The following is a 26553-nucleotide window of genomic DNA, read 5'->3' on the forward strand; positions in this document are numbered from 1 at the left end:
TGAATGGCAATCCGCGCCGCGGACGGGGACAATACGCAGCCGCGGCGCCTCCCCTCGCGCCGCGGAGGACGCCGTGGACGCGGACCTGCTGTCCCCGCTGATGCTGTCGCGGATCCAGTTCGGGTTCGTCATCTCGTTCCACATCCTGTTCCCGGCCTTCACCATCGGGCTCGCGAGCTGGCTGGCGTTCGTGGAGTTCCGCTGGCTGCGAACGCGCGACGCGGTCTGGCGCGACCTGTACTTCTTCTGGCTGAAGATCTTCGCCGTGTCGTTCGGCATGGGCGTGGTCAGCGGCATCGTCATGAGCTTCCAGTTCGGCACCAACTGGTCGGTGCTGAGCGAGCGCGCGGGCAACATCCTCGGCCCGCTGCTCAACTACGAGGTGCTGACCGCGTTCTTCCTGGAGGCCACGTTCCTCGGCGTGATGCTGTTCGGCTGGAAGCGGGTGCCGGAAAAACTGCATTTCCTGGCCACCTGCATGGTCGCGCTCGGCACGCTGATCTCGACCTTCTGGATCATCTCGGCCAGCAGCTGGATGCACACGCCGCAGGGGCACGTGCTGACCGACGCCGGCATCTTCGAGCCCGCCGACTGGTGGGCGATCATCTTCAACCCCTCGTTCCCCTACCGGCTGGCGCACATGGTGCTGGCCGCGTTCATCACCACGTGCTTCGTCATCGGCGGCCTGTCGGCCTGGTACCTGCGGCGCGGCGAGCACGTCGACGCGGCGCGCCGGATGCTGCGGCTGTCGGTGCTGTTCGCCGCGATCACGGTGCCTGCGCAGGTGGTGGTCGGCGACCTGCACGGCCTCAACGTCGGCCAGTACCAGCCGACCAAGCTCGCCGCGATGGAGGGCCACTGGCGGAGCCATGGCGAAGGTGCCGGCGTGCCGCTGGTCGTGTTCGGCTGGCCGGACGAGGCGGCCGAGCGCAACGCGTACGAAGTCGCCATCCCGCGCCTGGGCAGCCTGATCCTCACCCACAGCTGGGACGGCGAGATCCAACCGCTGACCGCCGTGCCGCGGGACGAACGCCCGCCGGTGGCACCGGTGTTCTGGAGTTTCCGGGCCATGGTGGGCCTGGGGCTCGCCATGCTCGCCCTGGTGGCATGGTCGCTGTGGGCCTGGCGGCGCGGACGCCTGTTCGAGGCCCGCGCGCTGCTGCGCGCCTGGACGTGGATGCTGCCGTCGGGCTTCGTGTGCATCCTCGCCGGCTGGTACGTGGTGGAGATCGGCCGGCAGCCGTGGGTCGTCTACGGGCTGTTGCGCACCGCCGATGCGGTCAGCCCCAACATCGGGACCGGCAGCGTGCTGGCGTCGCTGGCCGCGTTCGGCGTCGTGTACGCGATCGTGTTCGGGGCCGGCATCACCTACCTCGTGCGCATCGCGCGCCGCGGCCCCCAGCCGCACGAACCTGCGCCCGACCGCGAGGGCGGCGAGAAGACGCCGATGCGCCCGCTGTCGGTCCCCGACCCGGAGGACGACGACGTCCCCGCCCGACCGGAGCCGCAGGCATGACCCTCGACCTGGCGACCCTGCTGCCTGTGGTCTGGTTCGGCGTGATCGGTTTCGGCGTGCTGATGTACGTCGTGCTCGACGGCTTCGTGCTGGGGCTGGGCATCCTCGCCCCGTTCGCGGAGGACGAGGCGCAGCTCGACCACATGATGAACACCGCCGCGCCCATCTGGGACGGCAACGAGACCTGGCTGGTGCTGGGCGGCGCCGGCCTGCTCGCCGCGTTCCCGAAGGCCTACGCGGTCGTGCTGTCGGCGCTGTACCTGCCGGTGCTGCTGATGCTGATCGCGCTGGTCTTCCGCGGCGTGGCGTTCGAGTTCCGCTTCAAGGCGCGGCGCAGCAAGCCGGCCTGGGGCGCGGCGTTCGCGCTGGGCTCGATCTTCGCCGCGTTCGCGCAGGGCGTGATCCTCGGCGCGCTCGTCGAGGGCATGCCGCTGCAGGAGGGCAAGTACGTGGGCGGCGCCTTCGCGTGGTTCAGCCCGTTCTCGATGCTCACCGGCGTGGCGGTGGTGTTCGGCTACGCCCTGCTGGGCGCGACCTGGCTGATCCTCAAGACCGGCGGCCGGCTGCAGGCGATCGCGCGCACACTGAGCCGCCCGCTGGTGCTGGTGGTGGTCGCCTTCATGGGCCTTGTCAGCGCGTGGCTGCCGTTCCTCGACAGCCGGCTGATGGCGCGCTGGTTCGAGGATGGCAACTTCTGGTGGCTCGCGCCGGTGCCGCTGGCCGCGCTCGGCAACGCGGTCTGGCTGTGGCGCGCGGCGATGCGCGAGGGGCGCGACGCCACCCCGTTCCTGCTCACGCTGAGCTTCTTCGCGCTGGGCTTCGCCGGGCTGGTGCTCGGCCTGTGGCCCTACATCGTGCCGCCGTCGCTGACGCTGTGGGAGGCCGCCGCGCCGCCGTCGTCGCAGGGCTTCGTGCTGGTCGGGCTGGTGGTGCTGCTGCCGGCGATCCTCGGCTACACGTGGTGGTCGTACTCGGTGTTCCGCGGCAAGGTCGAGGCGGACGCGGGTTACCACTGAACGGCGGCCCGCGCTCCCGCCGGCGCGGCTTTTCCCGCACAATCCCGGCATCCGCGCCGCGCCACGCGACATGCTCGCCTACGTCTACAAGAGCCTGAAGAAGGCCGACACCTACGTGTACCTCGCCGCGCGCGAGGACTTCACGCGCCTGCCCGACGCGCTGCACGCGCAGCTCGCGCCGTTCGCGTTCGTGCTCGAGGTGCGGCTCGACCCGGGCCGCCGGCTGGCGCGCGAGGACGCGGACGTCGTCCGCGAGCACCTCGCCGTGCGCGGATTCCACCTGCAACTGCCGCCGGCCTCGACCGAGGACCCGATGACGGACGACTGGGGCACCGATGCCTGAGTCGCGGCCCGGGCGACCGATCGCGGCCGCGTTCGCGCTGGCGGTGGCGGGTGGCGTGCTGCTCGGCGCCGGCGGCGTGGCCGCCGCGCTCGGCGGCCTGCTCGCGCAGCCGGCGCACGCGCTGGCCGTCGCGTGGTGGCGCGCGCCCTCGATGCGCGTGCGGGCCTGGCGTCGGGATGCGCTCGCGCTGCTGGCGATGTGGACCGCCGGCGGGTTGCTGGCGGCGGCGCTCGTCGCGTGGCCGCTGCTGGCCCTGCGCCAGGGCGGCAGCCTGGGCGCCGCGGTCGGGCTGAGCCTCGGCGCCGGGCTGGCGCTGGTGGGCCTGTGGCGGACCTGGCCCCTCTGGCATGCCGTCGAGCGGCATGGCGGCCCGCTGCGACGGCACTGGCAGGCGCTCCCGGGGCAGGACGCGACGGCCTGGCGGGGCCTGGCGGCGGCGGCGCTGGTGGCGGTCCCGATCGGCTGCATCCTGCTGGCCGCGTGGCCCGGCCTGCTGCCCGCGGCGGCGCGCTGGGCGCTGGCCGCGGCGATGGCACCGCTCGGCCTGGCCTGCCATGCCCTGCTCCAGCGCCTCGAACCGGCGGGGGCGCTGGCCCTGCCCGTGTACGAGGTGGACGCCGGGGACGATGACGACGCGGCGGATGCCGGACCCGTGGACGGCCCGGCGGAGGCCGACCTGGACGGCGCGCTCTTCGCCGCCGCCCGCGGCGGTCGCGTGGAACGGGCGCTCGAGCTGCTCGAGGGCGGCGCGGACGCGCACGCGCGACCGCCCGCCGACGCACGGGACCAGCGTGGACTGGCCGTGCTGGCCGCGGTGCTGCCGGACCTGCGTCTGTTGCGCGCGCTGATCGGGCGCGGCGTGGGCGTGAACGAGCCCCATGGCGGGTTGACGCCTCTGCTGGCCGCGACCCGGGACAGCTGGCACGGCCGGCCCGAGGCGGTCATGACCCTGCTCGCGAACGGCGCGGATCCGCGCGCGGTCGATGCCGAGGGCAACACGCCGCTCCACCACGCCGCGCGCAGTTCGGACCCCGGCGTCGCCGCGCTGCTGCGCGACGCGGGCGCCGAGCTGGACGTCCCGAACGCGGAGGGCGTCACGCCGCTGGGCATGGCCTGCGGCGTGGGCAACTGGCGGCTGGCGCGCTTCCTGCTCGAGCGCGGCGCGCGGCCGGAGGTGCCCGGGGGCACGCCGGCCCTGCTGGCCGCGGCGGGCACCGAGGAGGACGACCCCGCGGGGGTCCAGCTCCTGCTCAAGCACAAGGCGAAGCTCGACGCGCGCGACGCGACCGGCCGGTCCGCCCTCCACGAGGCCGCGGCCGCCGGCCACGCGGAGATCATCTCGGTGCTGCTGGCTGCCGGCGCCGACGTGCATGCCGCGGACGCGAACGACCGCACGCCGTGGCTGGAAGCCGCGCGCAGCGCGCGTCCCGAGGCACTCGATCGCCTGCTCCAGGCGCGGCCCGTGCTCGACCTGGCGGATACCGACGGCCGGGACGCGCTCGCGCTGGCGGTGGTCGCCGACGCGCCCTCGCCGGTGCTCGTGCAGCGCCTGGTCGAGCTGGGACTGGACCCCCATCGCGCGGGGGGCGACGGACGGACCGCCGTCGACCTGGCCGCAGAACGCGGTCGATGGACCCTGGTCGCCCTGCTCGACCCCGGTTATCCGCTGCCCTCGGCCATCGCCGAGGGTCGCCAGGATGCAGGGGCGTCGACCGCGGACCACGCCCCGGTGCACCTCCTTCTCGACGGCCTGCGCGAGGGGCGGCTGGGCGAGCTCGATGCGCTGGTGCGCCTGCTGGCGCCCGGCGAGCTCGACGCACTGCTCCACGCACCGGAAGTGCTTTCCGATCCGTCGCGGCTGGCCTGGCTGCTCTCCCAGGGCGCCGATCCCGAGCGCCCCGGTCCAGGCGGCGAGGTCCTGCTCCCTTCGCTGCTGGATCGCGGCGCCGCGGCGCTCGGCGCGATCCAGCCGCTGCTGCGGCGCGCCGCCTCGCCGGCCGGGGGCGGCGGGCTCGCCCGCTTCCTCGGCGCCTGCGCGGCCGGCGACCAGGGCGCCCGCGGGCTCGAGGCGATCGCGATCGACCTGCTCGACCGCGGCGCCGACCCGTTCGGTGCGTCCCCGACGGGCGATCCGCCCCTGGCGCTCGCGGTCCGGCTCGGCTGGCCGCGGCTCCAGGCGCGCCTGGTCGCGCATGGCGCCGACCTGGACGCGAGCGACGCGCGCGGCATGACGCCGCTGCACCTGGCCGCCGCGCTCGGCCGCGCCGGGGCGCTGCGCGAACTGATCGCCGCCGGCGCCGACCCGGCCGTGCGCGCACCCGATGGCCAGACCCCGCTCGGCGTGGCGCTGTCCGCCGGCCGGCGCGACCTGGCGGACTGGCTCGACTGGCGCGGCTGGACCCTGCCGCACCGCGCCCTGCAGCCGGAGGACCTGCCGGCCGCGGCGATCGTCGGCGATGCCGACGCGGTCCGCCGCCTGCTCGAACTCGGCCTGCCCGTGGACGCGGTCGACGGACAGGGCTGCACGGCGCTGCTGCGCGCGGCCGGTGGTGGCCACCGCGCGGTGGTGGACCTGCTGCTGGACCGTGGCGCGGACCCGCAGCGCCCCGCGAACACCGGCGCCACGCCGCTCTCGGCCGCGGTGAGCATGCGCCAGGTCGACATCGTCGACCGCCTGCTCCTGGCGGGCGCGGACCTCGAGCAGCGCCTGCCCGGCGAGGTGACCGTCCTGATGCTGGCCGCGGCGCTGGGACTGCCGGACCTGGTCTCGCGGCTGCTGGCCGCGAATGCCGACCTGCACGCGCGCGACGCGCAGGACCTCACCGCGCTGCATTGCGCGACCCTGTTCGGCTTCACCGCGCGCGACCGGCCCCGCGTGGTCGCGCTGCTCGACGCGTTGCTGCTGGCCGGCGCCGACCACGATCCGGTCGCCACCGGCGGCGCGACGCCCCTGCTGATGCTGCTGGGCGCGCGCGCCGAACCGGGCACCGCCTGCGACGAGGACGTGGTGCTCGCCGCGCTCGAGCGCCTGCTCGACGAGGAGGTCGCACTGGACGCCCGCGACGCGCGCGGGTTCGGCCCCCTGCACCTGGCGGCCCTGCACGGCCTGCTGCGGGTGGTGCAGCGGCTGCTGCGCGCGGGGGCGGATCCCGAACTGCGGGACGGGCTCAACCGCACCCCGCGCGAGATCGCGGTGATGCGCGGGTTCGTGGACGTGGCGGCGGAGTTCGGCCCCACCGGGCGGGAGGCCCCCCCGTCGATGGCGCGGTTCCTCCGGAATCGCGACTGAGCCGAGGCGCCATTACGGGAATTTGGCCGGAGATCGCCACACGTTGGCCGACATTCCCGCCAGGTGAAGGGCTTGACTCGCTCCACACGCATTCCCGGCCGGTTCCCGCTATCCTCGCCCGCTGACCCGCCACGAAAGGATCCTGCGATGACCAAGCTCGACAAGCCGCTGCGCCGCGAAGTCCAGATCGGTGACCAGGCCTACACGCTGACCATTTCCCCGGACGGCCTGAAACTGGTGGAGAAGGGCCGCCGAAACGGCCTTGAGCGCTCCTGGAACGAACTGCTCGGGCAGGACGCGGGCGCCGGCGCGGCGACGCCGACCCAGTCCTGGTCGTGAGGCCCGCGGGGCGCCTGCCCCGGACCGCGCTTCATCCAACGACTTCATCCGACGACGGCGCCGCGAGGCGCCGTTGTCGCGTCCGGGGCCTGCGCCCAGCGGGGGCCGCGACCGACACCCCGGTGAAGGCCCTCAGGCCGGCTGCAGGTTCGCGTAGGCCAGCACCAGCCACTTGCTGCCCGCGCCGTCGAAATTGACCTGCACGCGCGCGTGCGCGCCGCTGCCCTCGACGTCCGTCACCACGCCCGCGCCGAAGCTCGGATGCGACACGTTCTGGCCGAGCCGCAGGGGCGCGGCCTCGATGGGCGCATGCCCGCGCGGTGCGAACCGGCCCGGCGACACCGCGGGAACGGCCTTCGCGCGCGGACGCACTTCGCGGAGCAGGGTGGCGGGGATCTCGCGCAGGAACCGAGACGGCACGCCGTAGTGGTCCTGCCCGTGCAGGCGCCGGCTCTCGGCGTAGCTGAGCACCAGGTGCTGGCGCGCGCGGGTGATGCCGACGTAGGCGAGGCGCCGCTCCTCTTCCAGCCGACCGGCCTCCTCGAGCGAGCGTCCGCTCGGGAACAGGCCGTCCTCGAGCCCGGCCAGCACCACCAGCGGGAACTCCAGCCCCTTCGCGCTGTGCAGCGTCATCAGCTGCACGCCGTCCTCGCCCGCCTGCGCCTGGCCCTCGCCCGCCTCGAGCGCGGCGTAGGCCAGGAACGCGACCAGCTCGGTGAGCGCGGCCGCCTCGGCGTCGTCCTCGGCGCGCACGAAGCGGGAGGCGACCGAGACCAGTTCGTCGAGGTTCTCGGTGCGCGACTCGGAATCGGCGCGGCCGCGGCTGTCGGCGGCGTAGTGCGCGCGCAGGCCGGACCGCGCCAGCACGTGGTCCACCTTTTCCGGCAGCGCGAGGTCAGCGCACTCGGCCTCCAGGCCGTCGACCAGCTGCAGGAACCCGCCCAGCGCGTTGCGCGCGCGGCCGGCGAGGGTGTCGCCGCCGGCCTCCCGGCGCGCGGCGTCCCACAGCGGGATGCCGTCCTCCCGGGCGCGCCGGCGCACGACGTCCAGCGTCCGGTCGCCGATGCCGCGTGCCGGGGTGTTGACCGCGCGTTCGAACGCCGCGTCGTCGCCGCGGTTGGCGACCAGCCGCAGGTAGGCGAGCGTGTCCTTGATCTCGGCCCGCTCGAAGAAGCGCATGCCGCCGTACACGCGGTAGGGCACCTGTTCGGCCAGCAGCACTTCCTCGAACGCGCGTGACTGCGCGTTGCTCCGGTACAGGATCGCCACCTCCGAGTGCGCGCCGCCGCCGGCCACCCAGCGGGTGACGCATTCGACCGCGTGGCGCGCCTCGTCCATCTCGTTGTACGCCGCGTACAGCTCGATCGGCTCGCCCTCGCCGGCCTCGGTCCACAACTGCTTGCCGAGGCGGTCGGGGTTGTGGGCGATGACCGCGTTCGCCGCGTCCAGGATGGTGGACGTCGACCGGTAGTTCTGCTCGAGCCGCAGCGTGGTGGCGCCGGGGTAGTCGCGCAGGAAGGCCTGCACGTTCTCCACCTTCGCGCCGCGCCAGCCGTAGATCGCCTGGTCGTCGTCGCCGACCACGAACACGTGGCCGCTGCCTTGTCCGGTATCGGTGCCCGCCAGCAGGCGCACGAAGCCGTACTGGATCGCGTTGGTGTCCTGGAACTCGTCCACCAGCAGCTCGCCGAAGCGGTGCCGGTAGTGCGCGAGCAGCGCCGGGTTGTCGCGCAGCGTCTCGTGCGCGCGCAGCAGCAGTTCGGCGAAGTCGACCAGCCCGGCCCGTTCGCAGCGCTCCTGGTAGGCCGCGTACGCGCGGCGCATCGTGTCGAGGAACCAGTCGTCGCCCGGCTGGATGTGCTGCGCGCGGCGGCCTTCGTCCTTCTGCGCGTTGATCCACCACTGGACCTGGCGCGGCGGGAACCGCGCGTCGTCGAGTTCCAGCTGCTGGACCACGCGCTTGACGAGCCGCAATTGGTCGTCGCTGTCGAGGATCTGGAAGCCCTCGGGCAGCGTCGCCTCCTGCCAGTGCATGCGCAGCAGCCGGTGCGCCAGGCCGTGGAAGGTGCCGATCCACATCCCGCGGGTCTCGCCGCGCAGCTGCGCGGCGGCGCGCGCGCGCATCTCGCCGGCGGCCTTGTTGGTGAAGGTGACCGCGAGGATCCCGTGCATCGGCACGCCGTGCACCTCGTGCAGCCAGGCGATGCGGTGGGTCAGCACGCGGGTCTTGCCCGACCCCGCGCCGGCGAGCACGAGGTAGTGCCCGGGCGGCGCCGACACCGCCTCGCGCTGGGCGGCGTTCAGGCCGTCGAGCAGGTGGGAAACATCCATCCGTGGATTCTAAGCCGCGCCCTCCACGCGCGGCCGCGGCGGCAGCACCGCGCCGGGCGCCAGCAGCAGGTCGATCGGCTGCGGACGGCCGAGCAGGAAGCCCTGCAACTCGCAGCAGTCGCGCTCGCGCAGCCACGCCAGCTGGCGGTCGCACTCCACGCCCTCGGCGACCACCCGCACGCCCAGCGCGCGTGCCAGGCCCATCACCGCCGAACAGATCGCCTCGTCCGCCGTTTCCACGCCGAGCCCCGCGATGAAGCAGCGGTCGATCTTCAGCCCGTGGATCGGCAGCCGCCGCAGGTACGCCAGGCTCGAGTGGCCGGTGCCGAAGTCGTCGATCACCACGCGCACGCCCAGCAGGGCGAGTTCCTCAAGCAACGGGATCGCCCGCTCCGGCTGCGCCATGACCACCGTCTCGGTGAGCTCCAGCTCGAGCGCGCCCGGCGGCAGCCCGTGCTCCCGGACCAGCCGCGCGACGTCCGCGGGCAGGTCGGGCGTGAACTGCACCGCCGACACGTTCACCGCCATCCGCAGGTGGCCCCAGCCCGCCTCGACGAGGCGGGCGCGCGTGCGCGCGGCATGCGCCAGCACCAGGCGGCCCAGCGCGACGACCAGGCCGCTCTCCTCGCAGGCGGGAATGAACTCGCCCGGTGGCAGCAGCCCGCGGCGCGGATGGCGCCAGCGCACCAGGGCTTCAAGGGCCACGGGGGTGCCGCGCGCATCGAAGATGGGCTGGTACTCGAGCATGAACTCGTCGCGCTCGATCGCCTGGCGCAATTCGCCGAGCAGGGCCATCCGCGCGCTCGCCGCGTGCTGCAGGCCGTCGTGGTAGGCGACCGTGGCGTTCCTCCCGCCCTGCTTTGCACGGTACATCGCGAGGTCAGCGCGGCGCAGCAGTGCCTCGACGTCGGCGCCGTCGTCGGGGAAGCGGCACCAGCCGACGCTGGCGGTGAGCGTGTGCCGCACGCCCCCGACGTCGACCGGCCGCGCCAGCAGCGCGGCGACGTGCCGCTCCAGCCGTGCCGCGGCATCCTCGCCGGCCGGCTCCTCGAGCAGCAGCACGAATTCGTCGCCGCCGAAGCGCGCGACGGTGTCGCCCTCGCGCAGCCCGGCCCCGAGCCGCCCGGCCATCGCCCTCAGCACGGTGTCGCCGCTGCCATGGCCGAAGCTGTCGTTGACCAGCTTGAAGTCGTCCAGGTCCACGAACGCCACGACCACGCGGCCGCCCGCGGCCTTCGCGCGCGCCATCGCGGCCTCGAGCCGCGTGCCCAGGTGGTCGCGGTTGGGCAGGCCGGTGAGCAGGTCGTGGGTCGCGCGGTGGGCGATCTCCGCCTGGAACCGCTCGCGCTCCGCCTCGGCGACCACGCGGTCGGTGATGTCGCGCACCAGCACCATGCACGCCGGGCGGCCGTCGAACACGATGTCCACGCCCGCGTTGTTGACGTAGATGATCCGGCCGTCCTTCAGCCGGTGGCGCCACGCCCGGTCGGAATCATCCGGCGGCGCGTCGGCGCGGACGTAGGCCAGCGTGTCCGCGGCCTCCTCCGGGGGGCGCAGGTCGAGGATGGTCATCGACAGGAATTCGGCGCGGCTGTAGCCGTACCGTTCCACGGCCGTGTCGTTGACCGCGAGGATGCGCAGGCTCTCGCGGTCGAACACCCAGATCGGCAGCGGGTTGCGGTGGAACAGGGAGTCGTAGCGCGCCCGGATGACGCGCAGCCGCGACAGGGCGCCGCGAAGCGCCGCGACGAGCCGAGGCCCGCGGCGCAACTGCCGACCCGCTCGCCTCCCGAGTGCCCCGAGTCCGGCCCACAGCCGCGCCCCGGGGCGTCGCGCCCGCTCTCCCTGCACCGCGCCCGCCATGTCCCCCGCGTCCTGCTGGCCGAGCCCGCACTTTACCGGCGCGGCGCGGGCGTGGAACCGGACCTGGGTCTCAGTGTTCGGCGCGCGCGGCCTTGGGCTGGTGCTGCATCAGCCGGTCCGTCCAGGCGATGCCGATCGCCGAGACGATGAACACCATGTGGATGATCGTCTGCCACATCACCCCGGTGGGCGTGGCGTTCGTGCACACGGTCCCGGCCGCCTCGAGCGCCGGCGTGCACAGCGGCAGGCCCAGCTGGCCGGCCTCGATGAACGTCTTGAGCAGGTGGATCGAGGAGATGCCGATGATCGCCATCGCCAGCTTCACCTTCAGGACGCTGGCGTTGACGTGGCTCAGCCACTCCGGCTGGTCCGGGTGCCCCTGCAGGCGCAGGCGCGAGACGAACGTCTCGTAGCCGCCGACGATCACCATCACCAGCAGGTTGGAGATCATCACCACGTCGATCAGGCCGAGCACGATCAGCATGATCCCCTGCTCGCTGAGTGCGTTGGCATCGGTGATCAGGTGCAGCAGTTCCTTGAGGAACAGGAACACGTACACGCCCTGGGCGACGATCAGCCCCAGGTAGAGCGGCAGCTGCAGCCAGCGCGAACTGAAGATCAGGTAGGGCAGCGGGCCCAGGCGGGGGACCGGCGGGGGAAGGGTGGACATGCGCTCGGGGGCTCGTGCGGGACGCGGCAGGGTAGCCGCGCCACGAGGGCAAGCCAAGCCGGGCTCAGTCGGCCGCGGCCTCCGGCAACTGCATGAGCGCGTTGAGCTCCGCCTCCAGCACGTCGATGTGCCTGGCCAGCCGACCCGCCTCGGCGTCGCCGAGGTTGACCAGGCCGTCGAACAGGGCGGCGATCCGGCCGAGCCGTTCCCGCTGCGAGCGCACGTCCGCGCGCGTGCGCTGGCCGGCGAGGTCGCTGATCACGCTCGCGAACCGGTCGCGGTCGCGGCGGTGGCGTTCGCGCAGCATCACGCGCAGGCGCTCCCCCTGCCGGCGGTCGCAGTCGCGCCAGGGCGCGCTGCGGCCACGCACCGTCTCGCGCCACGAGGCGAAGCTCTTGCGCGGCCCGATCTTCCGCCCGTCGTCGTCGATCGTGAACGGCGCGTCCGGCGCGCCGGCCCAGCGGACCTCCTCGATCTCCTCGCAGCGGAAGAACACCAGCCACTCGCCGGAGTCGGGCGACAGCTCGAAGGCCAGCACGCCGGCGAGCCCGTCGGCCTTGTCGGCGGTGGTCCAGTCTTCGGCGCGGGTGGTGGACGGCATCGCGCCCCCCACGTCAGCGACCCAGGCCAGCAGCCCCGGCGCCGCGTCCGCACCCGGCGCGCGACCGCTGCTGTGCCAATGGCCTTCGTGCCACAGGCCGACGCCGTCGCACGGCACCGCGCGCATGAGCAACGGCAGCTCCGACAGCAGCGCGTGCCTCGGGTCGGTGGCGCGGTCCAGGCGCAGGGCGAGGGTGTCGCGCACCTGGCGCGCCGCGTCCTCGGCCCGGGTGGCGGCCTGCTGCTCGCGCGCGGCCACCCGCATCGACACGAACAGGCCGAACAGGTCGCACGCGGCGCGCACGCCCGGGGGGACCGGCCGCGGCGTCAGGTGGTGGCAGGCGACCAGGCCCCACAGCCGGCCGGCGACCACGATCGAGATCGACATCGACGCCGCCACGCCCATGTTGCGCAGGTACTCGATATGCACGGGCGACACGCTGCGCAGCATGTGCTGGCTGAGGTCCAGTGGCGCGCCCTCGTCCGTGCGGTCGGGGACGATGGGCACGGGCACGTACGCGGCGTCCGGGATCACGCGCACGCGATTGGTGACGTACAGCGCGCGCGCCTGGGGCGGGATGTCGGACGCCGGGTAGCGCAGGCCGAGGAAGCTGTCGACCTCCGAATCGCGCGCTTCCGCCACCACCTCGCCGGCCTCGTCGTGGCGGAAGCGGTAGACCATGACCCGGTCGTAGCCGGTCAGCCGCCGGACCTGCTCGGCGACGCCCTGGAAGAAGCCGGCGTCGTCGTCGCTGCCCGCCACGCGGGTGATCATCGACTGCGCGACCACGGTGGGCGACCGTTCGGCCGCGGCCTGCGGCTGCGGTTCGATCTCGACGTGCACCAGGCCGTCGGCGTAGTGGACGCTGAGGTCGCACAGCTGCGCCATGTGGCCGATGTTGGCCGCCGCCGCGCGCTGCGAGACGGCGCCCGCGTCGCCGAAGCTCACCGTGTCGGCGAGTGCCTGGACGACGTCGTCGGTGACGAACTCGCGCAGCGCGTGCCCGAGCATCTCCGGCGGGTCCACGCCGAGCAGGTCGCCGATGTTGGCCGAGACGTGGCGGATGCTCCAGTCGGGAAGCGCGCAGGCGACGAGGAAGCCCTGCGGCTGGATCGCGCCGGACAGGTGGATCGGCTCGCTCGCGCAGGTCTGGAGTGCGGACTGCAGTCGTGCATTCATTCGGTCGGATCCGTTTCGGTCGCGCGCGCGGGCCCGTGCAGGTCCTCGTCGCGCGCACGCAGCAGGCAGGTTCCGGCGTGCGCGAAGGCCTCGCGCGCGCCACGGTGGAGGGACCGTTCGGCGTCGCCGGCGGCGACGTCCTCGATGCGCGCCAACAGGGCGTGCCATCCGTCGCCCGCCGCATGCGCGTCGAGGAAGCGCGCGGCCCGCGCCGACGCGTGGCCGAGCGCCCGGACGTCGCGCAGCAGGCGCCGCGCGCCGAACGCGCTGCCCGCGAACACGTATTCCCAGCCGAGCTGGCGCAAGGCGTCGCCGATCGCCGGCGCCGCCCCGCGTGCGGGGAGGGGCGCGGCGCCCACCGCCACCAGGTCGGCGGCGAGCAGGCCGCAGGCGGCCGCGCAGGCATCGCCCACGCGGGCCGCGCGCCCCCCGCCTTCGCGCCCCGCGCGCAGCTGGAAGCCGGCCGACATGTCGCCCGTGAAGCGATGCATGCCCCGCAGGTAGGCGCGGTAGTCGGCGGCATCGCGCAATCCGTCCGGGAACAGCGCGTCCACGCGCGCGTGCGCTTCGCGCGTCGCCGTACGCAGGGCGTCGTGCCGGGGAGCCGACCCGCGCTCGCGGGCAGCTGTCATGGGAACTGCGGACATGGCCACACTTTAGGCGAAGGTTCCGGCGCCGCCTGTTCAGCTTGCTGAGGCGGCGTGACCTGCATCACGCTTTCGGCCCGTCAGGCTGAACGCGCGGCCACCGCTACACTGCCCGGCCTGCAAGCCACGGAATCCGCGATGCCCGCCCACCCGCGCCGACGCGTGCGCCCGGTCCACGCCCTCCTCCTCGCCGCAGGCCTCATGCCATTTGCCGCCCCGCCCGTCGCCGCCGCGCCACGCCACGCGGGCAGCCTCACGCTCGAGGCGATCACCGGCGATGCGGCGCTGTCCGGCCCGACCCTGCGCAAGCCGGCGATCTCGCCGGACGGCGCGCGGGTGACGTTCCTGCGCGGCCGTGACGACGACCGGAACCGGCTGGACCTGTGGAGCCACGAGGTGGCCACGGGACGCACCACGATGCTCGTCGACTCCAGCGTCCTGTCGCCCGGCGACGAAGTGCTGAGCGACGCGGAGAAGGCGCGCCGCGAGCGCCAGCGCATCGCGGCGCTGTCGGGGATCGTCGAATACCAGTGGGCGCCGGACAGCCGGCACCTGCTGTTTCCCCTGGGTGGCGAGCTGTACCTGTACGACACGCGCGCGACCGGCGCGGGCGCGGTGCGCAAGCTGACCGACGGCGGCGGCTTCGCGACCGACGCCAAGGTGTCGCCGCGCGGTGGCTTCGTGAGTTTCGTCCGCGACCGCGACCTTTGGGTGATCGACCTGGCCGACGGCTCGGAGGCGCGCCTGACGCACGACGGCTCGGACACGGTCGCCAACGGCGTCGCCGAGTTCGTGGCCGACGAGGAGATGGGTCGCCACACCGGTTACTGGTGGGCGCCGGACGATTCGGCGATCGCCTTCACGCGCATCGACGAGTCGGGCGTGCCGCTGCGCAAGCGGTACGAGGTCTATCCGGACCGCACGGAGGTCGTGGAGCAGCGTTACCCGGCCGCGGGCGAGGCCAACGTCGACATCCGCCTGGGCGTGGTCGCGCCCCGCGCCGGCGCGACGCCGCACTGGATCGACCTCGGCGACGAGCGCGACATCTACCTGCCGCGGGTGGCCTGGCGCGGCCCCGGTGCCGTCGTCTTCCAGCGCCAGTCGCGCGACCAGCAGCGCCTCGAACTGGTGCAGGCCGGGCTCGGCGACGGCGGCCAGCGCGTGCTCGCCACCGAGACCAGTCGCACTTGGGTCCCGCTGCACGACGACCTGCGCTTCCTCGACGACGGCCGCTTCGTCTGGAGCAGCGCGCGCAGCGGCCACCAGCACCTGTACGTGGTCGACGCCGGAGGCGAGGCCACCGCGCTGACGTCCGGCGACTGGGACGTGGACGGCCTGCTGGCGGTCGACGAGGCCGCAGGCCAGGTCTATTTCGCCGCCACGCGCGAGACCCCGCTGGAGAAGCACGTCTACCGCGTACCGCTCGCCGGCGGCGCGGTGGAGCGGCTTTCCACGCAACCGGGCATGCACGAGGCGACGTTCGCCGAGAGCGGCGACGTGTACGTCGACCTGTGGTCGAACACGTCCACGCCGCCGCAGACGCAGCTGTTCGCCGCCGACGGCCGGCTGCTGGCGACGCTGGTCGAGAACGACCCCTCCGACGCCTCGCATCCGTACGCTCCGTACCTCGGGGCGCACCGCCCGGTGGAGTTCGGCACGCTCCAGGCCGCCGACGGGACGACCGGGCTGCACTACAGCCTCGTGCGGCCCGCGGGCTTCGATGCCTCGCGCAAGTACCCGGTCGTCGTGTACGTCTACGGCGGCCCGGCCGCGCAGACCGTCACCAACAGCTGGCCAGGCCGCGGCGACCACTTCTTCAACCAGTACCTGGCCCAGCACGGCTACGCGGTGTTCTCGCTGGACAACCGCGGCACGCCGCGGCGCGGCGTCGACTTCGGCGGCGCGCTGCATGGCCGCCAGGGCACGGTCGAGGTCGAGGACCAGCTGCGCGGCGTCGAATGGCTGCGTTCGCAGCCGTGGGTGGACCCGGACCGCATCGGCGTGCACGGCTGGTCGAACGGCGGCTACATGACATTGATGCTGCTGGCGCAGGCGCCCGACGCGTACGCCTGCGGCGTCGCCGGCGCGCCCGTCTCGGACTGGGCGCTGTACGACACGCACTACACCGAGCGCTACATGGGCCTGCCGGATGCGAACCCGGATGGCTACGCGGCGGCGCGCGTGCTCGCGCACGTCGACGGCCTGGTCGGCCCGGACGCGCCGCGCCTGCTGCTGGTGCACGGCATGGCGGACGACAACGTGCTGTTCGGCAACACGCTGGACGTGGTGTCGGCGCTGCAGGCGCGCGGCCAGCCGTTCGAGCTCATGACCTACCCGGGCGCGAAGCACGGCCTGTCGGGTGCCGACGCGTTGCACCGGTACCGCGTGGCGGAAGACTTCCTCGACCGCTGCCTCGACCCGGGCGCGCCGCCCGGCACGTGAAGGCGGCGCCGCGTTTCTTCACGCGGCGTCACGGTTTGGATGGTTCCATCGACCGGCGACTTGCCGGTCGGACCCGATTCCTCCGTTAGCCCACGAGATCGACTTGCGCGGACAGGGGTCCCTGTCGTGCAGGGACGCGTGGAGGGGAGGTCGTGGTCATGGAGACCGCCAGCAGCAAGGGCGCTTATGCAGCGGAGTCGGACCGCGTCCCGGGCCGTGTGCGTCTGGCGTGCGTCGCGACCGGCCTCGTCGCCCTGCTCGTGCTCCTGGGCTGGCTGCTGGGCATCGAGGCGCTGAAGCGGATCCACCCCGCGTGGATCGCGATGAATCCCTTGACGGCCGTCCTGTTCCTCGCGTGCGCGACCGCGCTGTGGCGCCGTCGCCTGCCGGGCCGTCGGCCCGCCGCGTCCTGGCTCGCGGGCGGCGTGTGCGGACTCGGCTTCGTGCTTGCCATCGACCAGCTCGCCGCCTGGCCCGGCGGCCCGGACCAGTGGCTGTTCCACGATGCCCTCGCGGGCAACACGATGGCGCTGGGCACCGCGGTCTCGTTCGCGATGGCGGGCCTCTCGCTGCTGCTCCTCGACCATGGCACGCGGCCCGGTCGGCGGCCCAGCGAATGGCTGGCCGCGGCGATCGCGCTCAACGCCCTGTGGGTGATGCTCGGCTACGCCTACGGCGTGCGCGAGGTGGTGGAGGCGGGGACCCGCATCCCGATGGCCGCACACACCGCGCTGCTGTTCATGCTCCTGGCCGGGGGCCTGCTGGCGAGCCGCCGCACGGTCGGCGTCGCTGGGCTGTTCTCCGGTTCCCAGGTGGAAAGCATCGCCGCCAGGCGCTTCCTGGCCGGGAGCGTGGTGATCGTGGCCGGCATCGGGTGGCTGCGGCTCGCCGGCGAACGCGCGGGACTGTACGGCACCGAGGTCGGCGTCGCCCTGTTCACCACGCTTGTCATCGCGCTGCTGGCCGCGCTGGTGGCCAGCAGCGCGTGGGCGCTGCATCGCGCGGAAGTCGAGCGGCGCCACGCGGAATCCGATCGGCGCCGGTTGTTCGCGGTCACCCCCGACCTGTTGTGCGTGGCGGGCTTCGACGGCTACTTCCGCGACGTCAATCCGGCATGGACGGCGCTGCTCGGCTGGTCGCGCGAGGAACTCCTCTCGCGGCCGTTCCTGGAGTTCGTCCACCCCCACGACATCGCCCCGTCGCAGGCGACCCTGTCCCGGCTCGGCGAGGGCGTCCCGGCGATCGCGTTCGAGAACCGGTTCCTGGCCAAGGACGGCGGCACGCGCTGCATCTCGTGGAACGCGATGCCCGTGCCGGAGGAGGGGGTCATCTACTGCAGCGGCCGCGACGTGACCGAGGCGCGCGACGCGCGCGAATCGATCCGCAGGCTCAACGGCGACCTGGTGGCCAAGGCCGCCGAGCTCCAGCAGAGCAACCGGGAACTCGAGGCGTTCAGCTACACGATCTCGCACGACCTGCGCGCGCCGCTGCGGCACGTCGACGGCTACGCGCGGATGCTGGCCGAGGACGCGGGCGACGGGCTGGACGCCGAATGCCGCCGCTACGTCGAGGAGATCGGCGGGGCGGCGCGGCGCATGGGCGCCCTCATCGACGACCTGCTGGCCTTCTCGCGACTCGGCCGCAAGCCCGTCGAGAAGGTGCCGCTGGACATGGCGGCGCTGGTCGCGCGCGTGGTCGAGGAGACGGGCGGGGCGGGCCGCGTCCACGTCGGCGCGCTGCCCGATGCGCCGGCCGACCCGGTCCTGCTGCGACAGGTCTGGGTCAACCTGGTGTCCAACGCCCTCAAGTACGGCGCGCCCCGCGGCGATGCGTTGCGCGTCGAGATCGACGGTGAACGCATCGACGGCGGCGTCCGCTATCGCGTCCGCGACAACGGCGTGGGCTTCGACATGCGGTTCGCGGACAAGCTGTTCGGCGTGTTCCAGCGCCTGCACTCGGCCGACGACTTCGAGGGCACCGGCGTGGGGCTGGCGATCGTGCAGCAGATCGTGGTCCGCCATGGCGGCACGGTCGGCGCGGAATCGTCGCCGGGGCAGGGCGCGACGTTCCGGTTCGACCTGCCCGCCGCAGGGCACGGGACGCGGGACACGGAGGACGAGGCGATGACGGAGGCGACTGGATGAACTACCAGCAGGTCGAGGTGCTGCTCGTCGAGGATTCGCGGCCCGACGCGGAGATGACGTTGCGGACATTGAAGAAGAAGGGCATCGCCAACAACGTCGAGTGGGTGCGCGACGGCGTCGAGGCGCTGGAGTACCTGTTCCGCGAAGGCCAGTACGCCGACCGCGTGGACGGGCACCCCAAGCTCGTGCTGCTGGACCTGAAGATGCCGCGCATGGACGGGCTGCAGGTGCTCGAGCGCATGAAGGCCGATCCGCGCACCCGCGCCATCCCGGTGGTGATGATGACCTCCTCGCGCGAGGAGGGCGACCTCGTCGAGAGCTACCAGCGCGGCGTCAACAGCTTCGTCGTCAAGCCGGTGGACTTCGCCGAGTTCGCCGAGACGGTGGCCCAGGTCGGCATGTACTGGATGATCGCCAACGAGTCGCCGGACTGACCGATGGCGCGCCTGCCCGACAACCTGCGCGTCCTGCTGGTCGAGGACTCCGAGGCCGACGCCGAGCTGATCCTGCGCGCGCTGCGTGGGCTGGGCGTCCCCTACGAGCACGCGCGCGTCGCGACCGAGTCCGAACTGCGCGAGCGCCTCGCGGACTACGCGCCGCACATCGTGCTGAGCGACTTCTCGATGCCCGGCTTCAGCGGGCGCGAGGCGCTGCGCGTGGTCACTGAGGTCGCGCCCGACACCCCCTTCCTGTTCGTCTCCGGGACGATCGGCGAGGAGATGGCGATCGACGCGCTGCAGCGCGGCGCGGTGGACTACATCCTCAAGGACAACCTGCGCCGGCTCGCGCCCGCCGTGCAGCGCGCGCTGGGCAGCGCCTACGAGCGGGTTCGCCGCCGCGACATGGAGCGTGCGCTCCGCGACAGCGAGGCGCGCTTCCGGAGCATCGTCGAGTCCAGCCGGGACTGGATCTGGGAGATGGATGCCTCGGGGCACCTCACCTACAGCAACGCGGCGGTGCGGCAGATCCTCGGGCGTCCGCCCGAGGCGCTCGTCGGTCGCGACTGGCGGGAGCTGCTGCCCCCCGGCGAACCGCGCGAGGACCTCGTGCGGCTCGACGCGGCGATCGCCGCCGGCAGGACCTGGCAGGGCCTGCGCTTCCAGGTCCTCCACGAGGACGGCAGCGTGCGGGTGCTCGAAAGCAGCGGCGGCCCGGTGTACGACGAGGCCGGTGCGCTCACCGGCTTCAGGGGCATCGACCGCGACGTGACAGAGCTCCTCCAGCAGCAGCGGCGCATCCGCCACCTCGCCCGGTTGCACGCGGTGCTCGGCGCCCTCGGCAACACCGTGCTGCGCACGTCCGACCGCGACCGCCTGCTGGCCGAGGTCTGCACCGTGGCGACCGAGCACGGCGGGTTCGATGCCGCGATCATCGCGCTCGCACCGCGCAGGGGCGCCGGGGTGCAGGACGACGGGGCATCGCCGGAAACGCGCCTGCTCGACATCGCGTGCCGTTCGGGCGACGCGCGGATCCTCGCCTGCCTGGACGCGCTCACCGACGGCGATGGCTGCCGGCGCGAGGCGCGCGCGCTCCGCGATGGCGCGCGGATGATCGTGCCGGACCTCGCCGCCGACCGGGGCGACGGCCCGGTCCCGGATGCGCGCCGGGCGCTGCTCGATGCCGGCGTCGGCGCCTTCGCGCTCCTGCCGCTCGGCGACCCGGCGTGGGGCGTCATCGGCCTGTATTCCAAGGCGCCGCAGGCCTTCGACGAGGACGAACGGGTCCTGCTCGAGCGGCTGGTGGCCGACATCGACTACGCGGTGGATTTCATCGCCAAGGGCGAGCGGCTGGAGTTCCTCGCCTACCACAACCCGGTGAGCCGGCTGCCGAACCGCCCGGCGCTGCACCTGCAGGCCGAGGCCCTGATGGCGGACGGGCCGGTCGTGATGGCGCTGGTGGACATCGAGCGCTTCTCGGCCATCAACGAATCGCGCGGCCGGGCCTTCGGCGACGCGCTGCTGCGCGCCGCCGGCGAGCGCCTGCAGGCGCTGGGTGGCGCATCCGCGCGCGTGGCGCACCCCGAGTCGGACACCTTCGCCCTGGCGTACCGCGCCGGCGGCACGGTGGAGGGCGAGGTCGAACGCCTGGAGGGGCTGCTCGAGGCATTCGAACGCGAACCGTTCGAGATCCGCGACGAGTCCCTGCTGGTGGACCTGCGGGCGGGCGTGGCGCTGTATCCCGACCACGCGCCGGATGCCGAGTCGCTCGAGCGCAACGCGATGGCGGCACTGGCCGAGGCCAGCCGCCGCGGCGGCCGCATCCATGCGTTCAACGACGAACTGCGCGGGCGCGCCGCCTGGTCGGTCCAGATGGAGCAGGACCTGCGCCGGGCGATCGAAGCCGGCGAGTTCGAACTCTTCTTCCAGCCCAAGTTCGAAGCGCGGCACCACCGCCTGGTCGGGGCCGAGGCGCTGCTGCGCTGGCGGCACCCGGACCGCGGCCTGGTGTCGCCGGCCGATTTCATCCCGATCCTGGAGAAGACCGGCCTGATCGTCCCGGTCGGGCGGTGGGTGCTGGTCGAGGCGCTGCGGGTGGCCCGCGCGTGGCGCGACGCGGGGCACGAGCGCCTGCGCATCGCGGTCAACCTCTCAGCACGGGAGTTGCGGCACCCCCGGTTCCTCGACCAGTGCCGCGAACTGCTGGCGCCGCACGCCGCCGACCAGCTGGTCGACATCGAGGTGACCGAAAGCCTGCTGATGGACGACATCGAGCACAGCCTCCACCTTCTGGACGCATTGCGCGACCTCGGGTGCAAGGTCTCGATCGACGACTTCGGCACGGGCTATTCGTCGCTGAACTACCTGGCGCGATTGCCGGTGGACGAGATCAAGATCGACCAGTCGTTCACCGCGCTGCTGACCCAGAGCCCGGAAACGCTGGCGCTGGTGACGAACATCATCGGCCTGGCCCATTCGCTGTCGCTGCGCGTGGTGGCCGAAGGCGTGGAGGACGAGGAGCAGGCGAAGCTGCTGCGCCTGCTGCGCTGTGACCAGCTGCAGGGCTACTGGCTGGGCCGCCCGGTGGCCGAACGCGAGTTCAGGACATTGCTCCTCGACGCGATGGAAGCCTGAACGCGACCGCGGCGGGGGTGGACGCGGCACGCTGGCTATACTGCCGGGCGCCTTCGAATCCCCGCCAGGTCCTGCTGCGTGACCCCACTCCGTCCGACCGCCATGCCGCCGCTGGCGATCCGCGCCCACAGCGCGACCACCGCCCTCGGCGCCGGCCTCGGCGCGCAACTGGACGGCCTGCGGGCGCGGCGCAGCGGCCTGCGCGTCAACGACTTCGGCCCCGAAGTGGATGGCGCGCCACTGCCCTGCCGCATCGGGCGCGTCGCCGGCCTCGAGTCGGCGCCACTGCCGGCGCACCTGGCCGGATGGGAATGCCGCAACAACCGGCTCGCCTGGCTGGCACTGCGGCAGGACGGGCTGCTGGACGCTGTCGCGGCGGCGGCGGGGCGCCACGGCGCGGCGCGCGTCGCGATCGTCGTCGGCACCTCGACCGCCAGCATCGGCGCCAGCGAGGAGGCGTACACGCGCCTGGCCCCCGGTGACTACGGCGCACCCGCGTTTCCCGAGGACCTCGCGCGACCCATCGTGCATACCCCGCATTCGCTGGGCGACTTCGTCCGCGCCGCGACCGGACTGCGGGGGCCCTGCATGACCGTGGCGACCGCGTGTTCGTCCAGCGCCAAGGTGTTCGCGCAGGCGGCGCGGCTGGTGCGCGCCGGCGTCGTCGACGCCGCTCTGGTCGGTGGCGTGGACACGCTGTGCGGCAGCGTGCTGTACGGCTTCAACGCCCTGCAGCTCGTGTCGCGCGAGCCCTGCCGCCCGTTCGACGCCGACCGCGACGGCCTGTCGCTGGGCGAGGCCGGCGGCTTCGCGCTGCTCGAGCGGCTCGACGCCGGCAACGCGGCCTGCCCGCAACTGCGCGGCTATGGCGAGTCGAGCGACGCGCACCACATGTCCGCGCCGCACCCGGAGGGCGCGGGCGCGCTGGCCGCGATGGCGGATGCGCTTGCGCGCGCGGGCATCGCCGCGGCCGACGTCGGCTACCTCAACCTCCACGGCACGGCGACGCCCGCCAATGACGCCGTCGAGGCGCGCGCGGTCGCGTCCATGTTCCCCGCGACGCTGCACGCCGGTTCCACCAAGGGCTGGACCGGGCACACGCTGGGCGCGGCGGGCATCGTCGAATCGGTGTTCGCCCTGCTCGCGCTCGAGCACGGCCTGCTGCCGGGCACGCTCAACAGCCGGACGCCGGACGCCGCCTGCGGCCCGCAGGTCCGCTTCGACAACGCGCGGTCGGACGGCCTGCGCTACGCCATGAACAACGCCTTCGGCTTCGGCGGCAACAACTGCACGCTCGTCTTCGGGGCCGGCGCATGAGTTCGCTCGCCGCCAGCATCGAGGGGATCGGCTTCTGGGCCCCCGGCCTCCCCGACTGGGCCGCGGCGCGCGCCTTCGCCACCGGCGGCGAGGCGGCCGGCGACGCGTCCGGGCGTCCCGCGCCGACGCTGCTGCCGCCGAACGAGCGCCGCCGTGCGCCCGAATCGGTCGCCGTCGCGTTGCACGTCGCGATGGCCGCGTGCGAATCGGCCGGCCGGCCACCGGCCGGGCTGCCCGGCGTGTTCGCCTCGACCCACGGCGACCTGGCGATCACCGACTACATGTGCGCCACGCTGGCCGAGGCCCCGCAGACCCTCTCGCCGACGAAGTTCCACAACTCCGTGCACAACGCCGCCGCCGGCTACTGGACGATCGGCGCGGGCTGCGTGCGCCCGGCCACCGCGTTGAGCGCGCACACGGGCAGCTTCGCCCAGGGCCTGCTCGAGTCGCTCGCGCAACTGGCGGCGGGCGATGCGGACGCGGTGCTGCTGGTCGGCTACGACACCGCGGCGCGCGGCCCGCTCGGCGGGCAGGCGCGCAGCACCGGCCTGCTGGGGGGCGCGCTCGTGCTCGGCGCCGCCGGGGGGGCCGGCCGTGTCCGCCTGCGGGCCACGTTGGCGGACGGCGCGCCGACCCCGGGCAACGGCCCGCTCGCGCGGCATGCGGCCGGCAATGCGATGGCGCCGATGCTGCCCCTGTTCGATGCCCTGGCCAACGGCGACGACCTGGTGTCGCTGGAGGCGGGCGGTGGACGCGTGCTGCGCCTGGAGCTCGCCCGTGAGTGACGCGCAGCCCGCCCCGCTCGATGCGGCGCGCGTGGCCGTGCTCGTGCCCGCCCTGAACGAGGTGCTCCGAATCCGCGAGGTGGTCGAGGGGGCGCTGGCGCAGTGTCCGAACGTCATCGTCGTGGACGACGGGTCCGACGACGGGACGGCGGACCGGATCGCCGACCTGCCGGTCACCGTGCTGCGCCACGACCGCCGGATGGGCAAGGGCGCGAGCCTCCGCGACGGCTTCGCCGAAGCGCTGCACCGCGGGTTCGCCGGCGTGCTCACGATGGATGGCGACGGCCAGCACGCCGCGGCGGACATCCCGCGCCTGCTCGAGGCCGCGCGCGCGCATCCGCGGACGATCGTGATCGGCGCGCGCCTGCGCAAGCGCGCCAGCCAGCCGATGTACCGCCGCCTGGCGAACGAGTTCGGCGACTGGGGCATCGCGTTCGGCACGGGCTACCGCATCGCCGACACCCAGAGCGGCCAGCGCTACTACCCGGCGGAGGTGCTCGCGCTGGGCGACGTGCCGGGCGAGGATTTCGTCTACGAGGCGCAGATCCTGATCTCCGCCGCGCGCGAGCTGGGGTTCGGCTGCGTGTCCGTGCCGATCGAGTCGCGCTACCAGTCGCACGACACCAGGGACCAGTTCCGCCGCAGCCACTTCCGTCCGCTGCGCGACCTGTGGCGCATCACCTCGCACGTCGTGCGGCAGGTCCTGTCGGCCGGCGACCTGCCTGCGGCCTGGCGGCGCACCCGCGAGAACCCGCCGCGCATCCATGACCCGAGCGGCGAGTTCGCGCCACCGCCCGCCGCCTCGCCGGTGCCGCGCACGTGACCGCAGCCGCCGCCCGCGACGTCGTCGTGCTCGGCGGCGGCCTGGCGGGGTTGTGCCTGGCGATCCAGCTCAAGCGGCGCGATCCATCGCTCGACGTGCTGGTGCTCGAGCGCCGCCGGCATCCCGTGCCCGAGGCGGCGTTCAAGGTCGGCGAGTCCACCGTGGAGATCGGCGCGCACTACTTCGACGCCGTGCTGGGATTGCGCGACCACCTCGACGACGCGCAGCTGCGCAAGTTCGGGTTCCGCTTCTTCTTCAGCGACCCGGCGTGCGTGCCCCATGGCGCGCCGCCGGACCGGATCGACCACTGCGTGGAACTGGGCGTCAGCCACGTGCTGCCGACGCCGACGTGGCAGATCGACCGTGGTCGCTTCGAGAACCTTTTGGGCGAACGGGCGCGCGCGCTCGGGGTGGAATTCGTCGACGGCGTGGCCGTCCGGACCATCGAGCCCGGCCGCGATGGCGCGCCGCACGGCGTGGCATGGGAGCGAGACGGCAGGCGCGAGGACGCCCGCGCCCGCTGGCTGGTCGATGCCAGCGGCCGCGCCGGGCTGCTCAAGCGCCGACTCGGCCTCGCCCGCGAAAACGACCACGCCGTCCATTCGGCCTGGTGGCGGGTGCGCGGCACGCTGCGGCCCGACGACTGGGGCGCGGATCCCGCCTGGCGCGCGCGCTGCGATCCACCGGAACGCTGGCGGTCCACCAACCACCTGTGCGGACCGGGCTACTGGGTCTGGCTGATCCCGCTCGCGTCGGGCAGCCATTCGATCGGCATCGTCGCCGACCCCGCGCTCCACCCCCTGACGGGCATGGACACCCACGCCAAGGCCATGGCGTGGCTGCGCACGCACCAGCCGCGACTGGCGCGCGCACTGGACGAAGGCGACCACGACGTCCAGGACTTCGCCTTCCTCCGTCGCTTCTCGCACGGCTGCACGCGCGCCTGGTCGGGCGAGGACCGCTGGGCAACGACGGGCGAGGCCGGCGTGTTCCTCGATCCGTTCTACTCGCCGGGCAGCGACTTCATCGCCATCGCCAACGGGTACGTCACCGACCTGGTGCTGCGCGACCGCGCCGGCGAGCCGACCGGCGCCCGCGGGTCCCTCTACGAGCAGTTGTACTTCTCGTTCTACGGGAACATGCTCACGCTCTACCAGGACCAGTACCCGCTGTTCGGCGATGCCCGGGTCATGCCGCTGAAGGTGGTGTGGGACTACACCTGGTACTGGACGCAACTGGCGCCGCTGGCGATGTCCGGGCGGCTGTGCGACCTGGCGATGCTGGGCCGGCTGCGGCCCGCGATGCAGCATGCCTCGGCGATCAACGCGGCCCTGCAGCCGCTGTTCCGTGACTGGGGTGCGCGCAACGCCGCCGCCGCGGGGTCGAGGGCGCCGGCCACGCCACCCGCGATGCGGGACCAGGCGCGGATCGACTGGTTCGCGGACATCAACCGCGGCCTGCTCGAACCGCTCGACGACGCGGCGTTCGAGGCCCGTTTCGCGCGGGATCTCGAACGGCTGCGGCGGCTCGCGGGCGAACTGCTGGCGATGGCGCGCGAGGCGCACCCGCGGATCCCCGACCACGGCCTGGACGCGCTGCTCGACAGGCAATCCGTGGAAGGCGAAGCGGCGCTGTTGCCCGCGCCCTGGCGACCGGCCGCCATGGCGGGCACCCGGGCCGCCTGACCGGGCTCAGTCCGCCGGCGCGGCGGGCGGCGCCGGCACATGGATCGCGACCGCCTCCGCGTAGGTCCGGTCGCTGCCCAGCAGCACGCCGATGCCGACGCCGCCGAAGCCGCCGCCGCGATAGCTGCCGCCGCCCGCGCCGATGCTGACGCCGCCGCCACCGCCGCGCTCCACGGTATCGACGAGCAGCACGCCGTTCGCGCCGAGCGCCGCCGCCTCGTCGCGCAGCTTGCGCAGCACGGCGTCCTGGCGGGACTGCGCGCCGAAGATGGAGCCGCTCGACGTCGAAAGGCGAGCGATCTCCTCGTACGCCGGGGGCGTGTCGAAATAGAAGCGCACGTGCGCCGGATCGATCGGCGGGCGCGGCGTGCCGGTGAGGACGTGCGACGTGGTGCACGCCGCGAGCAACGCGACGAGGCACAGGCACGCGGCGAGGCGTGCGTTTCCGATCAGGGTGGCCATGCGGACCTCCCGCGGGTCGTTGACCACGGC

The 26553-nt window shown here is 73.6% G+C and carries 19 protein-coding genes; 13 read left to right on the top strand and 6 right to left on the bottom strand.

The window, feature by feature from the left end; genetic code table 11:
• Positions 1-88: 88 nt before the first annotated feature.
• The 5 genes from ACYU7H_RS10850 (at position 89) to ACYU7H_RS10870 (ending at position 6503) form a co-directional block, all read left to right on the top strand.
• Positions 89-1516 (top strand): cytochrome ubiquinol oxidase subunit I, encoded by a 1428-nt coding sequence (locus ACYU7H_RS10850; RefSeq protein ID WP_460815045.1) that lies wholly within the window; start codon positions 89-91, stop codon positions 1514-1516.
• A complete protein-coding gene (gene cydB / locus ACYU7H_RS10855; protein ID WP_460814639.1) occupies positions 1513-2532 on the top strand; it encodes a cytochrome d ubiquinol oxidase subunit II in 1020 nt (339 codons plus the stop codon). Before ACYU7H_RS10850 ends, cydB begins: the two co-directional genes overlap by 4 nt.
• A gap of 70 nt (positions 2533-2602) precedes the next feature.
• Positions 2603-2875, top strand: a complete 273-nt coding sequence (locus ACYU7H_RS10860) for a YcgL domain-containing protein (protein WP_460814641.1) — start codon at positions 2603-2605, stop codon at positions 2873-2875.
• Complete coding sequence (locus ACYU7H_RS10865) at positions 2868-6164, top strand: ankyrin repeat domain-containing protein (RefSeq protein WP_460814642.1); 3297 nt, start codon at positions 2868-2870, stop codon at positions 6162-6164. Before ACYU7H_RS10860 ends, ACYU7H_RS10865 begins: the two co-directional genes overlap by 8 nt.
• A 147-nt stretch (positions 6165-6311) precedes the next feature.
• Positions 6312-6503, top strand: coding sequence for a hypothetical protein (locus ACYU7H_RS10870; RefSeq protein WP_460814644.1), 192 nt, complete (start codon positions 6312-6314; stop codon positions 6501-6503).
• Positions 6504-6635: 132 nt separating this feature from the next.
• Here the strand turns inward: ACYU7H_RS10870 and uvrD are convergent, their stop codons facing one another.
• The 5 genes from uvrD to ACYU7H_RS10895 form a co-directional block, all read right to left on the bottom strand.
• Positions 6636-8834, bottom strand: coding sequence for a DNA helicase II (gene uvrD, locus ACYU7H_RS10875; RefSeq protein WP_460814646.1), 2199 nt, complete (start codon positions 8832-8834; stop codon positions 6636-6638).
• Between the two features lie 9 nt (positions 8835-8843).
• Positions 8844-10604, bottom strand: a complete 1761-nt coding sequence (locus ACYU7H_RS10880) for a putative bifunctional diguanylate cyclase/phosphodiesterase (RefSeq protein ID WP_460814647.1) — start codon at positions 10602-10604, stop codon at positions 8844-8846.
• Positions 10605-10767: 163 nt separating this feature from the next.
• On the bottom strand, positions 10768-11367 hold the full coding sequence (locus ACYU7H_RS10885) for a TIGR00645 family protein (RefSeq protein WP_460814649.1): 600 nt from the start codon (positions 11365-11367) through the stop codon (positions 10768-10770).
• Positions 11368-11431: 64 nt separating this feature from the next.
• Entirely contained in the window at positions 11432-13147 is a 1716-nt protein-coding gene (locus ACYU7H_RS10890; protein WP_460814651.1) for a GAF domain-containing protein, read from the bottom strand.
• Positions 13144-13779 (bottom strand): biliverdin-producing heme oxygenase, encoded by a 636-nt coding sequence (locus ACYU7H_RS10895; RefSeq protein ID WP_460814653.1) that lies wholly within the window; start codon positions 13777-13779, stop codon positions 13144-13146. Before ACYU7H_RS10895 ends, ACYU7H_RS10890 begins: the two co-directional genes overlap by 4 nt.
• Positions 13780-13995: 216 nt before the next feature.
• Here ACYU7H_RS10895 and ACYU7H_RS10900 point away from each other — a divergent pair, with 216 nt between their 5' ends.
• From ACYU7H_RS10900 to ACYU7H_RS10935, 8 genes are all read left to right on the top strand, one after another.
• Complete coding sequence (locus ACYU7H_RS10900; RefSeq protein WP_460814655.1) at positions 13996-16236, top strand: S9 family peptidase; 2241 nt, start codon at positions 13996-13998, stop codon at positions 16234-16236.
• 158 nt (positions 16237-16394) lie between these two features.
• Positions 16395-18380, top strand: a complete 1986-nt coding sequence (locus ACYU7H_RS10905; protein ID WP_460814657.1) for a sensor histidine kinase — start codon at positions 16395-16397, stop codon at positions 18378-18380.
• Positions 18377-18814, top strand: coding sequence for a response regulator (locus tag ACYU7H_RS10910; protein WP_460814658.1), 438 nt, complete (start codon positions 18377-18379; stop codon positions 18812-18814). The genes ACYU7H_RS10905 and ACYU7H_RS10910 overlap by 4 nt, the downstream gene beginning before the upstream one ends.
• 3 nt (positions 18815-18817) lie before the next feature.
• Complete coding sequence (locus ACYU7H_RS10915; protein WP_460814660.1) at positions 18818-21451, top strand: sensor domain-containing protein; 2634 nt, start codon at positions 18818-18820, stop codon at positions 21449-21451.
• A 102-nt stretch (positions 21452-21553) separates the two neighbouring features.
• The gene (locus ACYU7H_RS10920; protein ID WP_460815046.1) at positions 21554-22768 is read left to right on the top strand and encodes a beta-ketoacyl-ACP synthase; all 1215 of its coding nucleotides are present in this window, start codon (positions 21554-21556) and stop codon (positions 22766-22768) included.
• Positions 22765-23553 carry a beta-ketoacyl synthase chain length factor gene (locus tag ACYU7H_RS10925; protein WP_460814662.1) on the top strand — a complete coding sequence of 263 codons (789 nt, stop codon included), beginning with the start codon at positions 22765-22767 and terminating at the stop codon, positions 23551-23553. The genes ACYU7H_RS10920 and ACYU7H_RS10925 overlap by 4 nt, the downstream gene beginning before the upstream one ends.
• The gene (locus tag ACYU7H_RS10930; RefSeq protein WP_460814664.1) at positions 23546-24376 is read left to right on the top strand and encodes a glycosyltransferase family 2 protein; all 831 of its coding nucleotides are present in this window, start codon (positions 23546-23548) and stop codon (positions 24374-24376) included. Before ACYU7H_RS10925 ends, ACYU7H_RS10930 begins: the two co-directional genes overlap by 8 nt.
• A complete protein-coding gene (locus ACYU7H_RS10935) occupies positions 24373-26061 on the top strand; it encodes an NAD(P)/FAD-dependent oxidoreductase (protein WP_460814665.1) in 1689 nt (562 codons plus the stop codon). Before ACYU7H_RS10930 ends, ACYU7H_RS10935 begins: the two co-directional genes overlap by 4 nt.
• 6 nt (positions 26062-26067) lie before the next feature.
• Here the strand turns inward: ACYU7H_RS10935 and ACYU7H_RS10940 are convergent, their stop codons facing one another.
• The gene (locus ACYU7H_RS10940) at positions 26068-26523 is read right to left on the bottom strand and encodes a hypothetical protein (protein ID WP_460814667.1); all 456 of its coding nucleotides are present in this window, start codon (positions 26521-26523) and stop codon (positions 26068-26070) included.
• Positions 26524-26553: the final 30 nt, after the last annotated feature.

Source organism: Luteimonas pelagia (assembly GCF_054776035.1).

Coding starts and splice junctions, on each gene's coding strand:
- ACYU7H_RS10925 (WP_460814662.1), top strand. CDS start 22,765: ATGAGTTCGCTCGCCGCCAGCATCGAGGGGATCGGCTTCTGGGCCCCC.
- ACYU7H_RS10910 (WP_460814658.1), top strand. CDS start 18,377: ATGAACTACCAGCAGGTCGAGGTGCTGCTCGTCGAGGATTCGCGGCCC.
- ACYU7H_RS10890 (WP_460814651.1), bottom strand. CDS start 13,147: ATGAATGCACGACTGCAGTCCGCACTCCAGACCTGCGCGAGCGAGCCG.
- ACYU7H_RS10865 (WP_460814642.1), top strand. CDS start 2,868: ATGCCTGAGTCGCGGCCCGGGCGACCGATCGCGGCCGCGTTCGCGCTG.
- ACYU7H_RS10860 (WP_460814641.1), top strand. CDS start 2,603: ATGCTCGCCTACGTCTACAAGAGCCTGAAGAAGGCCGACACCTACGTG.
- ACYU7H_RS10940 (WP_460814667.1), bottom strand. CDS start 26,523: ATGGCCACCCTGATCGGAAACGCACGCCTCGCCGCGTGCCTGTGCCTC.
- ACYU7H_RS10895 (WP_460814653.1), bottom strand. CDS start 13,779: ATGACAGCTGCCCGCGAGCGCGGGTCGGCTCCCCGGCACGACGCCCTG.
- cydB (WP_460814639.1), top strand. CDS start 1,513: ATGACCCTCGACCTGGCGACCCTGCTGCCTGTGGTCTGGTTCGGCGTG.
- ACYU7H_RS10915 (WP_460814660.1), top strand. CDS start 18,818: ATGGCGCGCCTGCCCGACAACCTGCGCGTCCTGCTGGTCGAGGACTCC.
- ACYU7H_RS10905 (WP_460814657.1), top strand. CDS start 16,395: ATGGAGACCGCCAGCAGCAAGGGCGCTTATGCAGCGGAGTCGGACCGC.
- ACYU7H_RS10900 (WP_460814655.1), top strand. CDS start 13,996: ATGCCATTTGCCGCCCCGCCCGTCGCCGCCGCGCCACGCCACGCGGGC.
- ACYU7H_RS10920 (WP_460815046.1), top strand. CDS start 21,554: ATGCCGCCGCTGGCGATCCGCGCCCACAGCGCGACCACCGCCCTCGGC.
- uvrD (WP_460814646.1), bottom strand. CDS start 8,834: ATGGATGTTTCCCACCTGCTCGACGGCCTGAACGCCGCCCAGCGCGAG.
- ACYU7H_RS10870 (WP_460814644.1), top strand. CDS start 6,312: ATGACCAAGCTCGACAAGCCGCTGCGCCGCGAAGTCCAGATCGGTGAC.
- ACYU7H_RS10885 (WP_460814649.1), bottom strand. CDS start 11,367: ATGTCCACCCTTCCCCCGCCGGTCCCCCGCCTGGGCCCGCTGCCCTAC.